Annotated in this window: 12 protein-coding genes; 1 reads left to right on the top strand and 11 read right to left on the bottom strand. The window is 41.0% G+C overall.

What is annotated here, in order from left to right:
- From VB732_RS28020 to VB732_RS27975, 10 genes are all read right to left on the bottom strand, one after another.
- On the bottom strand, positions 1–385 hold a 385-nt coding region (locus tag VB732_RS28020), incomplete at its 3' end, for an NAD-dependent epimerase/dehydratase family protein (protein ID WP_323234147.1).
- Positions 372–1,343 (bottom strand): methionyl-tRNA formyltransferase, encoded by a 972-nt coding sequence (locus VB732_RS28015; RefSeq protein WP_323234146.1) that lies wholly within the window; start codon positions 1,341–1,343, stop codon positions 372–374. The genes VB732_RS28015 and VB732_RS28020, both read right to left, overlap by 14 nt.
- An 11-nt stretch (positions 1,344–1,354) precedes the next feature.
- Entirely contained in the window at positions 1,355–2,362 is a 1,008-nt protein-coding gene (locus VB732_RS28010; RefSeq protein WP_323234145.1) for a hypothetical protein, read from the bottom strand.
- On the bottom strand, positions 2,362–3,474 hold the full coding sequence (locus VB732_RS28005; RefSeq protein ID WP_323234144.1) for a DegT/DnrJ/EryC1/StrS family aminotransferase: 1,113 nt from the start codon (positions 3,472–3,474) through the stop codon (positions 2,362–2,364). Before VB732_RS28005 ends, VB732_RS28010 begins: the two co-directional genes overlap by 1 nt.
- Complete coding sequence (locus VB732_RS28000) at positions 3,471–4,508, bottom strand: Gfo/Idh/MocA family oxidoreductase (protein ID WP_323234143.1); 1,038 nt, start codon at positions 4,506–4,508, stop codon at positions 3,471–3,473. The genes VB732_RS28005 and VB732_RS28000 overlap by 4 nt, the downstream gene beginning before the upstream one ends.
- Positions 4,509–4,701: 193 nt before the next feature.
- Entirely contained in the window at positions 4,702–5,214 is a 513-nt protein-coding gene (locus tag VB732_RS27995) for an acyltransferase (protein WP_323234142.1), read from the bottom strand.
- A 28-nt stretch (positions 5,215–5,242) separates the two neighbouring features.
- A complete protein-coding gene (locus VB732_RS27990; protein WP_323234141.1) occupies positions 5,243–6,508 on the bottom strand; it encodes a polysaccharide ABC transporter ATP-binding protein in 1,266 nt (421 codons plus the stop codon).
- Positions 6,509–6,523: 15 nt separating this feature from the next.
- Positions 6,524–7,369, bottom strand: a complete 846-nt coding sequence (locus tag VB732_RS27985; RefSeq protein ID WP_323234140.1) for an ABC transporter permease — start codon at positions 7,367–7,369, stop codon at positions 6,524–6,526.
- Between the two features lie 31 nt (positions 7,370–7,400).
- On the bottom strand, positions 7,401–7,829 hold the full coding sequence (locus tag VB732_RS27980) for a hypothetical protein (protein ID WP_323234139.1): 429 nt from the start codon (positions 7,827–7,829) through the stop codon (positions 7,401–7,403).
- Positions 7,830–8,593: 764 nt separating this feature from the next.
- Positions 8,594–9,946: a glycosyltransferase family 4 protein gene (locus tag VB732_RS27975; protein WP_323234138.1), complete on the bottom strand. Its 1,353-nt coding sequence runs from the start codon at positions 9,944–9,946 to the stop codon at positions 8,594–8,596.
- Between the two features lie 1,312 nt (positions 9,947–11,258).
- Between VB732_RS27975 and VB732_RS27970 the strand changes: the two genes are divergently transcribed.
- Positions 11,259–13,415: a polysaccharide biosynthesis tyrosine autokinase gene (locus VB732_RS27970; RefSeq protein ID WP_323234137.1), complete on the top strand. Its 2,157-nt coding sequence runs from the start codon at positions 11,259–11,261 to the stop codon at positions 13,413–13,415.
- 346 nt (positions 13,416–13,761) lie between these two features.
- Here the strand turns inward: VB732_RS27970 and VB732_RS27965 are convergent, their stop codons facing one another.
- Entirely contained in the window at positions 13,762–15,534 is a 1,773-nt protein-coding gene (locus VB732_RS27965) for an iron uptake porin (protein ID WP_323234136.1), read from the bottom strand.
- Positions 15,535–16,242 lie beyond the last annotated feature (708 nt).

Raw genomic sequence — 16,242 nt, 5'->3', positions numbered from 1 at the left:
CCCTGTATATAGAAGCTGATGAGGCAGCAACTACCTTTTTCACTTTGGCTTTGACTGCTGCTTCTAAAACATTGAAAGTTCCATCTGCCAAAACTTCCAACGCTAAACGTGGTTCTTCGGCACATTGGGTAATGCGGATGGCTGCTTGATGAAAGACTATATCTACACCTTGCATGACTTCGCCTAGAAGTTTTTGATCTCTAATATCACCTTCCACAATTACCAAAGGCCCATGCTCTTTTGCCCATTCCAGATTTTTCAGTTGCCCCCGTGTGAAATTATCTAAAATAATAATTTCGGACACGCCTTCCTTGACCAACAAATCGGCGATATGTGAACCAACTAGTCCGGCACCACCTGTAATTAAGACTCTACTGTTTTGCATTTTCTTTTATTTTGCTAATTTGAGCTTCAAGATTTTGAATACGAGTTAATAACTCAGATGTTTGTAAACCTAAAGTACTTTTCACCGACTTAATTATATTTGCTGCTGCTGTTCTTTCTTCTCCTAACATTTGAACTTCAATAATTCTCAGCACCCCATCGCCAGTGAGGATATCAACAAAACCTTCTGTTTTGGATCTTCCAATAATTCGACCGGGTATTCTCCCTATATAAACCGACGGATTGTCAACAGGCTTTGCTTGCCAAATCAGCAGTTTCTTCCCTTGAAAATATGTATAAGCCCCAGGAAAAGGATCAACTAATGCCCGCACTAAACAATATATACTTCTAGTAGAAGCCAACCAATTAATCTCACCGTCTTCAGGGAGGCGAGTACAACCATAAGTAGCTTCAGAGTTATTTTGCTGTACTCCTTCGTAACCATGAAAGGCCTTAACAATTGTTCCGCCTAAATTTTGCTCCTGAATTTGATTTAATCTGCCATACAAATCAGCTACCGTATCATCAAAATCAATTGGAATTAGTTGCTGAAATAAAATATTCCCCTCATCCAAGTCAGGGGATATTTTATGAATAGTTATTGCCGCACAAGGTTCATCATTAATAATTGCCCAATTAACGTTGGCCCGACCTCGATATTGGGGTAAAGGAGAATAATGAACATTGATGAATGTAGACAGTTCAATCAGTGATGGTGGCAGGATTTGATTATAGGAAGAAACTACTACGCAATCTGGCTGAAGTTTGAGAATGAGTGACTTAATTTCTTTTTGCGAGGTATCTGGAAATATTGGTATATTTGCTTGTCTAGCCAAATTAACTACAGGATCATCTATGTCGGCATTACGCACCACTCCTTGGACATGGCACTTGGACATTAAAGATTCCAAGGCACTTAAGGTGGTTGGGCCTATACCAATAAGCAGTACATTCACCATTGACTACTTCCTTACAGGAGTTGCACAAATTCCAGCCCTGATTCTTGAGGCTGGAAGGATTGCCGCCAAATTACTTCCGCAGCTTTGAGTCCGCCTGTTTGCAGACGCACGATTGGTTCTGGCCCTACTGCTGATGGTAAAATGCCCATGTGTCCTGATTTTGGCTCAACTTCTGGACATACAGGTATATTCTGAGCAGCAAAAGCCGATCGCTCGATGTCACCCCAGTATTGAGCTACCAGTGTACCTGGCCAATACTTGGCGATCGCCGCAGCATCTTTTTCTGCCATGATTGGCTCTAGTCGTGGTTGTAAAGCCACGAGAATGGCATCATAGTTTTTATCTGTGGATGCTTCAACGATACTGTTGACTGTATCTACTGTTGCGCCTGCTTGGATTAAACCCCGTTCAATAAAGCTGCGAAATGGATTGTCGCACAGCAACAAAATATTGCTGGTATAAACGGATATCCCTGCATCGAGCAACAGTTTGACTGCCATGATTCCCAAAAAGGAAAAAACGTCAACTGCTGGATGACGTTCATTTACACCTGCTACTTGGATACCTTTGAGGCGACAGGCGAGCAAATCCACGTCTTCTGGTCTAAACTCCCAAGCTTCATACATTAAGCCAATAACAGCATTCGGTTGCATCCAGCCAATCGTCTCTGCATTAATGGGGCGGATGTGTCCACTGTTGGTAATGATATCTGCTTGAACAACAATATCTTGAGTTTTTTCGGTAATGAATTCAATGCGATCGCTTACCCCAGCAATATCCGCTAGTTGCTGTGTCAGGATCTTTACTTGCTCTACAGTACCATAACGAGTAGTACGGGTGAGGGCAAAGACCTTTTTGGCTCCAGCGATCGCTGCTACCACAGGTGTAACTGCATAGGCTCCCGTAGCGGCTTCTGTGAGAACGATCGCATTTTGTAATTGCAAATTGCACCGCTCAACAGCCTGACTCATCAAGGAGACGAGGCGATGGGGGTTTAAACCAGGACGGGTATCGCTCATTAAGCAGCCACTCCCTGGAGAATGTTGTGGAGGGTTTGGGCAACTTTGCTCACTTGTGCAGATGTGAGTTCGGCATACATAGGTAAGGAAAGGACTTCCTTAGCCACTAATTCTGAGTGGGGAAAATCACCGCATTGATAACCTAAATCGGAATAAGCTGTTTGCAAATGGACTGGGATCGGGTAGTGAATGCCTGTTTGAATTCCCTGTTCATTGATCTGTTGCTGTAGCCATTCCCGTTGGGAAGTTCGCACGGCGTAGACATGGTAAACATGACGGCTGCTATAAGGCATTACAGCAGGTATACCTACACCAGATTCTACCAAAAGTTGGTCATACTGGGCTGCGTGTGTTCTTCTCGCTTCTGTCCAGTCTTCGATGTAGCGTAACTTTACCCGTAAAATTGCTCCCTGAATACCATCCATCCTATAGTTGTAACCTTTCAGTACATGGTGATACCTGCGTTCTTGACCCCAGTCGCGCAGCATTCCCATAGTATGGGCATATTCAGGATTATTGGTGACTGCCATGCCTCCCTCGCCGTAAGCCCCTAAATTCTTGCCAGGGTAAAAGCTAAAACAACCAATGTCACCGATACTACCTACCCGTTGCCCTTTGTACTCAGCGCCGTGAGCTTGAGCAGCATCTTCTATAACGACTAAACCATGACGGCGAGCAATATCCAAAATTGGCTCCATGTCTGCTGGTTGCCCGTACAAATGCACAGGTAGGATAGCTTTGGTACGTTCGGTTATCGCTTTTTCAATTTGGGTAACATCGATTGTGTAGGAAACAGGATCGACATCTACAAAAACGGGTGTGGCTCCGGTATAACAAATTGCTGCTGTGGTGGCAACAAAGGTAAAAGGCACGGTAATCACTTCGTCACCAGCACCGATGCCAGCTGCTAGTAATGCTAGATGGAGGGCGCTAGTACCTGTATTGACAGCGATGCCATAATCTGCATTGCAATAAGCGGCAAACTCTGTTTCTAAAGCTTTGACTTCATCCCCCAAGATAAATTGCGTACTTGCAAGTACTTTCAAGACGGCAGTATCAATTTCGTCTTTAATACTCAGGTATTGAGTTTTTAGGTCTACAAATGGAATCATGCTGCTACCTCTGCCACATTCAGTTCAATTAATCGGCCTTGTTGCTTCAGAGACTGGGTGGCGGCTTCGAGAATTCTGACTACCCGCAGTCCTGCTTCTCCATCAGTAATTGGGCGATCGCCTTGTTCAATACAATTAATGAAGTGCAATCCCTCTGTTTTCAATGCCTCTGTCATATCTAACTTGGGTGAGTACATATCCCCTGTGCGATAACCAATCATCATTTGGTACACGCTTTCGGAGTTGCCGTTGACTGTAATCCCCTTGTCGTAAATCTTGACTTTCTCGCTTGGTTCTAAGTCATCGTAAACAATCATCCGTTGACTACCACCAATCAATGTGCGACGGATTTTTACTGGTGCTAACCAATTGACATTGATGTGAGCAATGAGATTTTTTTCAAAGAATAAGGTCAAGTAGGCAATATTTTCTGGTTCTCCCGGAACATGGCTGATGCCTGTAGCCGAGACAGCATAAGGTTTGGATGGCAGTAGGTAGCTCATGATTGAAAGGTCGTGGACTGCCAAATCCCAGATGACATTGACATCATGCTGAAAAAGTCCCAGGTTGACGCGGACAGAATCGTAGTAGTAAATATCACCCAAGGAATTAGTGGCGATCAAATCGTGCATTTTGCGGACAGCACCCGTATACACAAAGGTGTGATCGACCATTAAGACTAGGTTGCGTTTTTCTGCTTCTTCAATCAGCCGCAGTGCTTGCTCGGAGGTAGTTGTCATTGGCTTCTCTACCAGCACATGCTTACCAGCTTGCAATGCAGCTAAAGCTAATTCAAAGTGACTTGAAACTGGTGTGGCGATCGCTACAGCGTCGATTTTGGGATCTGTAAATATGTCTCGACAATCTTTTGTAACTTGAATTGTCGGATAACGAGCTTGTACCTTTGCTAGTAGTTGTGGGTTAAAATCACTGACTGTTTTAACCTCAACTCCTGGCATTTCTACAAAATTTCTTACCAGATTTGGACCCCAATAGCCATAGCCGATGACACCGATATTAATGATATTTGCCATTGTTTTTAACTAATCAAAATTTATTTTTTATGCGCTATCAACTACTGCCACTAAAAGGTGATTGTAGTTTCTGAATGAATTGCAAATTACTTTTATCTTTGCAAAGCTTCAGAGTCCACCAAGAAGTTACTCAATATCTATTTATAGATTGCGTACAAAACTTCAGGTTTTCGCAAACTGCTAGCTGATATTTCTAAATTTTGGCGATCGCCTCGCCTATGTTGGAACGTAGCCCATCGCGCACATCCCCAATCACACGAGCAGGGACTCCAACTACAATTGCATAGTCAGGAACATCGTGAGTTACTGCTGCTCCAGAACCGACGATTGCTTTTTCACCAATAGTTACACCTGGCAGGATGGTAGCATTACTACCAATAGATGCACAGCGCTTCACTAAAGTCTTGACTGTATACCAATCATCGTCAGTTTTTAAACTGCCATCTTCATTGGTTGCACGAGGATAAAGGTCATTAGTGAACATGACTCCATGACCAACAAACACTTCATCTTCTAACACAACTCCTTCACACAGAAAACTGTGGGATGAAATTTTACACCGGCTTCCGATCGTCACATCTTTCTGAACCTCCACAAATGTACCAATTTTTGTGTCATCACCAATAACGCAACCGTAGAGGTTCACGAGATGAGGATGAAAAATCTTCACGTTTTTGCCTAACTTGACATCATCATTTACAGCCATTATTTAATCTGCCTTAAAATTAATGCTTTTATACATGCCAAATAGCATCTTCTAAATAAGTACACTCATCAGCTTCCCAGGGGTAATCTAGACGCTCGAAATTGTGCATACTGACTTCAAACTGACAAATCTCTTTGAGATTTTCTAATAGGGTTTCGCTACGTCGCTCAGAAAGCCATGTTGTTAGGGTATATGAACCCATATAAAGTCGCAATTTAGGTATTTCACATCGCAAAATATGAGTTCCTGGCTGATGGCGAAAAGGCGCATCAGACAAAGACCAAAAAATACTAATAGGCTGTTGCAGCGCACTTACTATTTGAAACGAAAACCACAGACTTTCATGAGGCTTCTCTATGTGCAAGGCAAACTCAAAGCTAATTGGTTCTCCCCAACAGTGAATTCCTTCTTCCTCAGAAGTGTGTGCCTTTACCCAAGCTACATGATTGCCAGTTTTGTTGACAGGAGCTTGGTAATATCCCGGCAATACAGATTCATCTTTCTGCCCAGCCAGATATAACTGTACTGCTTTGCCAGTATGACCATCAAACTGAATGTTACCTTTAGAAAGCAGTATGCAACGTTTGGTAAGTTGATTAACAGCTTGCATACTATGACTGACGAATAAAACTGTTCGTCCTTCTTTGGTGGCTACATCACCCATTTTTCCCAAGCATTTCTTCTGAAATGCCGAATCACCTACAGCTAGAACTTCATCGACAATTAAAATTTCTGGCTCTAAATGGGCTGCAACGGAAAAAGCAAGCCGGACGTACATTCCTGATGAGTAGCGCTTTACTGGCGTATCTAAAAACTTTTCAACCTCAGCAAAGGCAACTATTTCATCGAATTTCTTTTTAATTTCGACTCTACTCATCCCCAGAACGGAACCGTTGAGATAAATGTTCTCGCGCCCCGTCAGTTCTGGGTGAAATCCCGTCCCCACTTCTAATAAACTTGCTACCCGCCCTTTAATGGAGATACGTCCCGTTGTCGGTTCGGTAATCCGACTCAGAACTTTTAACAGGGTAGATTTACCGGCTCCATTGCGTCCAATAACACCAATGGCTTCACCTTGTTTAATCTCAAAGGAAATATTTTTTAATGCCCAAAATTCCTCCCGATTTTGGTTGGGCATTTTTTTGCCCCGAGGTTTGAGAAATGACTTGGCAAAAGATGTAGCACCATCAGCAATTACATCCCTCAGTGCTTTGTAGCGACTTCCTTGCTCTTGCTGGTGAGCGATAATATATTTTTTGCTTAAATTCTCAACACTAATCATATTCTCAGACATCTGCACACTTCCTTACTAAATTACGTCAGCAAATGTCCGTTCCATTTTGCGGAAGTACCAAATGCCACTTACTAGTAACAGAGCAACTAGTCCTAGAGATAGTGTGAATCCAGCCCAATAAAGTTTGGACTCTCCTCCTAAAATTGCCCAGCGAAAGCCATCAATAACGCCCACCATTGGATTTAAATAGTAAAGTAAACGCCATTGTTCTGGCACAACGCTGCTACTAAAACCGACGGGCGATATATATAGACCAAACTGCACAATGAATGGCACAATATAGCGGAAATCTCGATATTCCACATTCAAAGCTGCTAACCACAGCCCTACTCCTAATGAAGCAGTAAAGGCAATGCCTATAAATAAGGGTAATAATAATATCCGCCAATTAGGAACAAAATCATACCAAGCCATAAGTCCTAAGAGAATTATCCCAGAAACTAGAAAGTCTACAAAGCTAACAATCACTGAACTCGCAGGCACAATTAAGCGGGGAAAGTATACTTTAGAAATCAAGTTGGCATTATTAATTAGACTATTGCTACACTCACTGAGGGAACTGGAAAAAAACTGCCAGGGTAGCAAGGCAGCAAATACCAGTATTGGATAGGGTGCTGTTCCCTCTGAAGGTAATTTCGCCAAGTTTCCGAAGATGACGCTGAATACGATCATCGTCAAAAATGGTCGAATTAGTGCCCAGAGCATACCAATTACTGTTTGTTTGTAGCGCACTAGAATGTCACGCCAAGCTAAAAAATAAAATAGTTCTCGATAGCGCCACAGGTCTTTCCAATACTGCTCTTCACTACGTCCAGCTTCAATTACCAACTCTGGCTTTGAAGTAATTTCTTTACTACTCATAATATTGATTAAAGACAACTGCTTTTAAGCATTAATTGACAAATTGAAAATCTTTGATGTTGTGATAGTTAAGCATCTTTGCCTGCTTTCGAGTAAATTCTCCCACAGAAGGATTTCCTTCAGGATTGATTACTCCTGTTACTTGCTGCCAAAGCTCTTGTGGCGCTAGAGAAACTTTATAGGTGCGTTCGTTTGACTTGCAAACGTGATACCACTTTGTTTGCTGGCATTGGTCACACCAAAAAGCCTCCAACCATTCTCCCCCTATACTAACTGTGGTTTGACTTGCTACCAGCATCAATGCACTTCGGCGGCTCATGCCCCGTTGCTGCAACTGTCCTGCTTGGTCGGCAAACAATTGATATTTTTGACTCCTGCTTTCCAGGTAACAGCCATGATTGGGACAATAGATATCCCGTCGTTTTGAACGTTTCCGATTTCGGTCACACCTTCTCTGCAATTCGACCTCCCACTTCAGTAAATAAACAGTGAAATTCGGAAGGTTTCGTTGGAGGAACTGAGATCAAAAAGACCATCGAAGCTCATCTCCTAAAGTTAAAAGCTAAGTTTTATTTAATTAAACTAACCAGATTGAAAAATATTCTAAAATCAAAAATTTATTTTTTGAAATTCCGCAATAAGTTTAACCTTGTCGTTAGGCAATAAGATTACCTAATGCTATTGAAAGTGTTATTTACTACTGTCAATCTGTCTTAAAGCATAACATAGTTTTGACCACTTCATATTATCTTAATTCAACTTATCAGGATCATAAAACAAAACTTATTTGATGGTTTTTGTCATAGCTTAAGCATGATGATAGTGAGGCTTATAAAAAGTTTATAAGTCTACTTACTAGCTGTTCTTATAGATCGCTTTTGACAATTGTTTTTCTACTTCAATTACGCATTAAACATAACCCTCCAAGAAGCTAAATATTATTTAATATGCAACATCTTTTCTTAAGGAAATTGTGAATTTCGCTTAAAGAAAAGGTAAATTTTCTACTAAAACAGTACTTTCTATTTTGCTTATTGTTCTTGTGTTCCAAATATTGAGAAAGTACTGCCAGACTCAAAAGATAATGGCAAATACTTCCGATAAATACCTGGATGTAGAACTGGCCCCGCTAGTACCATTTCACTGGTAAAGCCGGGAGGAAAGGGCAAGGGAGAATTTTTTGTAGCTGTAGTATTTGAGAGTGTACTTAAATCTCTCAAAGAACTATTTTGTATGGCTTTGAGACATGGCGATCGCAGTATCAGGTAGTATTGCTTGCTGCAAAACATCCAAGTATTGCTGAGAGATAATCTTTGGTGTGAAATGCGATCGCAAATACTGACGACCTGACTTGCCCATCCGCTCTCCCAGTTGCTGATCGCGGCTGAGTAAGCGAATAAATTGAGCGAGAGAATTACTATCTCCATTCTCAAAGGTACTACCGCAGTTGGCTTCGGCAACCAGTTGTCTCAGGTATGAATACTGCGAACAAATCACCGCTATCGGTCTTCCTGATGCTAAAGCTGAGTAAAGCTTGCTCGGAACGACTAAACTCTCGGTTGATGAATCCACACTCACTAGTGACAGATCGCAAGCTGTTAAAGAATAGGGCAGCACCTGCTTGTCTTGATAGGGCAGAAATGTAAAATTTTTCAGTCCTAATTCATTCACTTCTTGAATCAATTCATCCCGTTTCGCTCCACCACCAATACAGACAAACTGAACTGGCTCGTCTTGCAGTTGTTGAGCAGCTTGCAACATAGTTGCCATATCATGGCAACGCCCCATATTCCCGGAGTAGAGGACGGTAAATTTGTTGACTAAGTTATGCTTCCAAGCAAACCAGTTTTCTTGCTTGGCAATTGGCACAATCAATTCTGGGTTTGCCCAACTGTGAATTACCGAAATCTTATCGGCTACTTGTGGGCAATTTGCTAGTACTTGCTGTTTCATGGCTGGACTAAGAACCACAATTCCCTTAGCATTTAGCCAAACCTGTTTGTTAATACCCCGCCATAACCGTGCCAGCCAATTATGCTTGGAGACTACTCCCAGTGCGATCGCAATATCGGGATAAAGATCGTAGAGGATGCAAACATAGGGAAGTCGGAACAATAAATAAGCCAGATATCCGATGATTGGCAAAAATGGAGGCGCTGTAGTTACTAATAATACATTGCTACGTCGCCAAGCTCGGAGCATATATAGTAAAGCCCGCAAGGTGTATAAGACACCATTAACAGCCTTACCACGAATTCTTCCCGGCCAAAGTTGGGCTGTGCGCGATCGTTGAATTCGGATTCCACCAATACGTTCAACTGCTAAAGCAGCAGTTTGAGAGTCAAATGCATATCCTGGCTGACTTGTAAAAACCTCAATATCTACTCCTTGCTGCTCTAGCTGCTTCACCAGTTCATCAATCAACTGTCCCGTAGGAGCATAGTCTGGCGGGAAAAATTGGGTGATTACAGACAATTTGACAGATTGCTGAGTTTTTACAGAATAGTCATCCTTAACATCTAACCGAGTAGAAATGGATTGTAAAAGTTTTTGATTAATCCATTCATTAAGTCTCATTAGTTATACCTATACCTACTGTAGAAATCCTTTTAAAGACACTACTGAACCGCTCAAGCCATTAATAATTACACACATTGACTTACCTGAATTAACAAATATTGTCGATTTGCTCCAGGCAAAGTTATTAATAAGATTAATCTATTGGTATACATCAAGCCTACTTGTATTCACAGATATATCTGGTAACTAAGTTGCTTAATAAAGATTGATACTCATTTGACTTTGTACACACGAAATTTTCGGAGATGGGAACACAACAAAAAGAATCAGTTTAAACGTTGCTACGGTAATCGTAGAGATGTAGATTACCCTACAATAGTTCCTTTTACCGACTTAATAATAAACTTTCTTAGATGTATCAAGAAAACTAACAGATGCTATGAGCTTTATGTCGGCTGAGGAATTGGCGAATTATGTCAATTGAATTTTGGGTTTTATCATTTACTTAATTTCACATTTGTTTAAGCAATATTTATCACATATAATCATATTAAATATGGTGATATATTTAATATTGGTTTTTACATGCAATTACTTACAACAATACCATGAGAAAAGGACGTTTAAAATATACCTATATATTTCATCAAAAATTTATCTTTTGAGAATATCATAAACAGAAACTTCATAAAAGTAGTCGTTTAGGGCTTATGCATTAAGTTAAATTATCTAAATCCTAAATTCGAGATGACTCAAATTATCCGTCTTTCTAGCCCCAGTGATTAGTCTCCGTCATTAGCAAAGCGTCTCGCAGACCTGTCTTTTTATAGGTTTCAACGCTGTACTTAGTGTCTAATTTGTCAATATTGTAAAACTATTACTTTCTTTAATACATGAATATTTATATCTGAAAATTTGTAAATTTATTAAGTATAGTTAGTCACACTTACAGTGTTACTAGATTGATATTAAGAGATTGATCTATTTGTATCCAAGTCACACTTTGACACTATTGGAGATTAATTTTGTCTTAAGCTATGATTGAAACTAAAAAAATGTATACTTTAAAACAAAGATGTTATTATTACCAGTTAATCAGTTAGAATCTGAAAAGTATATAACTTTAAGAGTTACACCTAAGTACGCTTAAGCACAACAGAGAGTTAAAATTAACTTAAGAGATGAATCGAGATCCACAGATTATCAAAATTTTGATTTCCACCTCCCATTAATGAAGTGTTGTACTAACAAGCTTTCCACTTTCATGGTTAATAATAAACCTCTATGTAGTTACTTGCTTACGTAGTATTACCAAAGCCTGCGGCCACATTTCTGTAGCTAAATTAATACGTATTATATTATTAAATAGATGGAGAATCATTCTTCTCAATCCCCAAGTTATAACCAGAATAATAACTCTGTACCGCCATTTCTTCAGCCTCAGCCTTTCCCCATATATGAAAGCGAAGAGAATGATTGGAGTTTTTCACAACTTCTGAGTGTCGTGCGCCGACGAGCGCTAGTGATTGCAGGGGTAACTATTACTCTAACGACAGTTGTTTTTGTTAGCTTGATCCTAAACCGGGAGCCACCAGTATATGAAGGTAATTTTCGCCTCTTAGTCGAACCAGTAAATGATGATACCAAAGTAGTGGATATTGTCAAAGACCCTAACGTAGGCAAGTCTGGTCTAGATTACGAAAGTCAAATTCAGGTTCTCAAAAGTCCTGAATTAATGGGAAAGATTGTAAAGCAGTTGCAAGCTAAGTATCCAGACATTACCTATGATACGCTGATCAAAAACATAACGATTTCTCGGTTTGCTGAGACCAAGATTATAGAAGTTCGTTATCGAAGCCAAGATCCAAATCAAATTGAATTTGTACTCAACCTAATTTCTAAGAATTATCAAAATTACAGCGAGGAAAAGCGGCAAACGCAGTTACGGCAAGGGATTCAGTTTGTTGAAAGGCAACTGCCATTTATCCAAAATCGAGTCGATCAGATTCAGAAAGAACTGCAAACGTTCCGGCAAAAATACGACTTTGTTGACCCAGGAGCGCAGTCTGAACAAGTTGTTAATCAAACCACCAGTTTGTCGGAGCAACGACAATTAATTGATGGAAAAATAGCACAAGTTCGCGCCAACCTCTCTTTTCTGCAAGAAAAAAATGGCAAGCTGGCAGTGCTAAATGATGCTATTTTGTATCAGCAGTTATTGAATCAAGTACGACAACTAGAAGTTCAAATTGCTACAGAGTCAACTCGTTTGCAAGATAATAACCCAACCATCGAAACATTAAAAGAGAAACGGGCAAGCCTCTTGCCTTTGCTAAAGAATGAAGAGGAACGATTTCTGGGTACAAAAATTGCAGAAGTAACGACTCAACTTCAAACTCTAGAAGTGCAAAGCCAAGAACTTGCTAAAGTAGAAGAGAAAATTGAACTCCAGCGCAAACAATGGCCAATATTAGCACGACAATATACTGAATTACAGCGAAAATTACAGGTGACAACCGAGAGCCTGAATCGCTTTCTCTCTACTCGTGAAAATCTCCAAATTCAGATATCTCAAGCAGAACTTGGTTGGCAGTTACTTGAGGCACCTAGTAAACCGAAACTCCCTATCTCTGATTCGAGTATTAAACGTTATTTAATACCAGGATTGATTGCAAGTATAGCGTTAGGAATCGGTGTTGCTCTACTGCTGGAAAAGCTTGACAATACTTACCATAGCGTTGAGGTACTCAAAGGGAAGGTTAAACTCCCGTTGTTAGGAAATATACCATTCGAAAAGCAAGTCGAGAGTATTCAAGACCATATCCCCACGCGAAAACTCTCCATAACCAGAATACTAAATCCCATTCTTAAAGGCGTTCCTGGGTTAGCACATCAAGTCCATAGCAATTATTCAGCAAAATTTTTAGAAGCTTTGCGGGTGCTTTATACAAATGTCCAATTCCTGAGTTCTGAGCGCCCTATTGCTTCAATCATTATTAGTTCAGCGATGCCTGGTGATGGTAAGTCTACTATTGCCTTCCATTTAGCTCAGGTAGCTACAGGTATGGGACAAAGAGTACTGCTTGTAGATGCTGATTTACGCCAACCCAAGATTCACACCTTATCAGGTTTAAATAACTTATGGGGATTAAGCAATTTAATCTCGGCAAACCTGCCAACAAGTGAGGTAATCCGGCAATTACCCTCGATGAATCAGTTATCTGTAATAACTTCTGGGCCCGTACCATCTGATCCCACAAAGCTGCTCTCGTCTGAAAAGATGAAGCAACTAATGATAGATTTCCATAACGCTTTTGACTTGGTGATTTATGACTCTCCCGCTATTTTGGGGCTAGCTGATACTAGTCTACTAGCACCCTATACTGATGGCATATTGCTAGTGGTAAAGATCGACAAAACAGACTCGTCAATGATACAGCAAACTTTAGATCATCTAAAATTTTCTCGGATGAATGCATTAGGTATGGTTAGTAACGGTCAAAAGAGCAACATCAATAATTATTAAGGATATCAAATTTATCGAATAGAATTCAGGAGTCAGGAGTCAGAATTCAGCAATGTTTTCTGTGCGAGTGGCGGATGAATAACCAGGTTTAAGACCACCACCAAATCGTAGATTTGGTGGTGCAACAATTCCTGCGCCGGTCTGAATCCCCGACTGATTGATTCTGACTTCTGAATTCTTACTTCTTCTTCAAGAATACCTAATTAAGGCTCCGCCTTCCTAATTTGCAGCATTAATCAAGAATATAGTTTCCAGCCTTTGCCTGGAAACTATGTTTTAAAGTGGTTTTAGCTGAAGTAGGATACCAATGACATCTATCCTTTCTACAGCCAATTGCTGTCAACAGTTAGAAGGTGAAAGTTGTTCTCAGCGTACCGATAATTGCATCGTCGTTAGCGCTGCTTTGACCAGGAGAGGTCAACCAGATGACACCAGGGGTAATTGAGATGTTATCTGACACGCGATACTTGTAAAAACCTTCGATGTGGTAAGGTACATCATTACCAGTAAAACCTGGTCGGTTAAAGGCATAAGGCTCTGCACCAGCAAAAATACCTAAAACGTTACCTTGTTTACCGAAGTCAGGCAAGGCTACCCCAATACCGTAGCTCCAAGCTTCATAATCATCATCAGCACCGAAGCCTGTGACATCGTGGTAAGAAACGAAGCCACTAATTGACAGTTTATCGCTAGGTCTAAGGGCTGCCGATATTCCATAAGAATTACTGGAAGATCCGTCTAGGGCTGTTAGGGTGTTAGATTGACCAGTACCTACGACGCGATTAGTGCCAGCTAAACCACCACCTGCATCAAATAAATTACCGCCTCCGGCACCATGATAACCATGAACGTAGGTAGCAGCGATCGCCAAGCGATCGCCAACACTAAAGTTCAACTGTCCAAGAGCTGCATAGTTTCCTTCAAGTAAACCTTGATTTACTCCAGGATTATTAGCGTTTGATGCCAAGTAGCCTACAGTCAGTGAACTTGGTTTGAAAAAACTGCCCCCGCTACCAAAGGGTAAAGTCAGGGCTGCACCGGCACCACCACCAATACGATAGATAGGACTTTCAGAAGCAAAGGTAGACAAAGCCCCATTACCACCATCAAAGTCCTCAAAATAAGGGTTGTTAGTGGCTACATAATCGCTATGAATACCTCCGGTGGCCGCAAAGTAAGCTTGGGCTGGGCCTATGGGTACGTAATATGCTAGCCAGTCTATAATGACACTGTTGTTAGTAGTACTACCTACTTGAAAAGTTTGTGTGCCTTCAGCAGTATCGATAACAGCACCACCATTATCAATTTGACTAAAGGCTAGTGCATTACCAGCTGCAAGACGGGTGTGTAAAACGTCTTTACCAGTAAAGCTGGTTTGCAGGTCTAAACGTACCCTATCTTGGAATACAGTATTGTTCGCATCGCCAGTGTTGCCGCCAAAAATATCAGTAACGGCAAAAATAGCTTCACCCACCAATTTTGTGGTAGTAGAAAACTGATTAGCTTCCAGTTCAGCAGTCCGTGCTTCTACAGCATCGACTCGACCACGCAGAGTTGCTAGTTCTGCCGAAAATTCTTCTTGCAAACGCTGGAGGGTTGCCAAATCCTGTTTTGTCACCAAGTCAGCAGTTGCAGTAGCAATCAGTTCATTAACCCGATCTAAACAAGCATTTAAACCTGCGGCAAACTCATAACGAGTCAGTGCCCGGTTGCCACGATAAGTAGAGTTGGGGTATCCAGCAATACAACCGTAACGTTCAACCAGCGATTGCAAAGCTTGGAATGCCCAGTCAGTCGGCTGGACATCAGAAAACTGAGAAACTGATGTGACTTGAGACAGTGAATTTTGATTCTTACCCTCACTGCTGTAGCGCTTAACTTCTTCTAAAACCTGATTGTTATCAGTATTTTGGGCAATAAATAGCTGATTAACTTTTGATTGGGTTTCGATGAATTTTGCAGCCTCAGAAGCTTTTGGCGCTTCTGCCTGAGCAGTTTTTATCTTTGTATCTTCAGAAGAGGCTGCTACTCCAGTAGCCATAGCCTTAGCGGAAACTAACACCGTCACTCCCAAAACTACTGGGCTGAGTACCAGAGTTTTCCACAATAAATGAGACATTTTTTATTTTCCTTTCCCAAAAAAGACTCTAAATCGGTGGGTTCAAGAAAAAGATAACAAGCAGTTATCCTGCTTGTTGAAAATTTTATCAGATCGCAGTGATTTATTATATAGATATATGGGGCAGTAAATCTAAGTAAAGTAAAAATTTTGTATAGTACCATTTTTTGATAATCATTATCATCAAAATTTATTGGTAAAAATAATTCGGAAGACACATACTTGACCTTCAAGCTTAAGCTACATTTAATCTATTGTTAACCTGTAAGTTGATGTAGCTATTGGGTAGTCCGGTAAATGGCCAAAAATACCAGTAATCGTGGGAACTTAAATGTTTTCGCCAAAATATAGCGGTTTTCGTTTACGCGAGGTACACCCGTAAGGGCACGGCACTGCCCATTGGGAACTTAACGTGAAACGCTTGTCAAGACGTGATATTGAGTTCTCTGGCTTCCCATCGCTCACCGCCTCACCCCACCCTAACCCTCCCCTTATTAAGGGAGGAAACTAGATTTCTTTTTCCCGCAATATATCGGGGGGATTAAGGGGGGTAAAACGGCTATGGGATAAGCGTTTGAACTTAAGTTGACATCTAGGGGCACGGTACATACGTGTCAACTTAACGTGAAACCCTTGTCAAAACGTGATGTTCAGTCCTCTGGCTTCCCATCACTATCCGCGTCACCCCAACCTAACCCTCCCCTTTAT

The sequence above is a fragment of the Nostoc sp. UHCC 0252 genome (assembly GCF_034931145.1).
Classification (GTDB): Bacteria; Cyanobacteriota; Cyanobacteriia; order Cyanobacteriales; family Nostocaceae; genus Nostoc.
Note: the sequence above shows the minus strand (reverse complement) of the source record. Positions and strands in the feature narration are given on the sequence as shown.

Bases quoted from the DNA above. Each gene is read 5' to 3' on its own strand.
- VB732_RS28015 (WP_323234146.1), bottom strand. From the start codon at position 1,343: ATGGTGAATGTACTGCTTATTGGTATAGGCCCAACCACCTTAAGTGCC.
- VB732_RS28010 (WP_323234145.1), bottom strand. From the start codon at position 2,362: ATGAGCGATACCCGTCCTGGTTTAAACCCCCATCGCCTCGTCTCCTTG.
- VB732_RS28005 (WP_323234144.1), bottom strand. From the start codon at position 3,474: ATGATTCCATTTGTAGACCTAAAAACTCAATACCTGAGTATTAAAGAC.
- VB732_RS28000 (WP_323234143.1), bottom strand. From the start codon at position 4,508: ATGGCAAATATCATTAATATCGGTGTCATCGGCTATGGCTATTGGGGT.
- VB732_RS27995 (WP_323234142.1), bottom strand. From the start codon at position 5,214: ATGGCTGTAAATGATGATGTCAAGTTAGGCAAAAACGTGAAGATTTTT.
- VB732_RS27990 (WP_323234141.1), bottom strand. From the start codon at position 6,508: ATGTCTGAGAATATGATTAGTGTTGAGAATTTAAGCAAAAAATATATT.
- VB732_RS27985 (WP_323234140.1), bottom strand. From the start codon at position 7,369: ATGAGTAGTAAAGAAATTACTTCAAAGCCAGAGTTGGTAATTGAAGCT.
- VB732_RS27975 (WP_323234138.1), bottom strand. From the start codon at position 9,946: ATGAGACTTAATGAATGGATTAATCAAAAACTTTTACAATCCATTTCT.
- VB732_RS27970 (WP_323234137.1), top strand. From the start codon at position 11,259: ATGGAGAATCATTCTTCTCAATCCCCAAGTTATAACCAGAATAATAAC.
- VB732_RS27965 (WP_323234136.1), bottom strand. From the start codon at position 15,534: ATGTCTCATTTATTGTGGAAAACTCTGGTACTCAGCCCAGTAGTTTTG.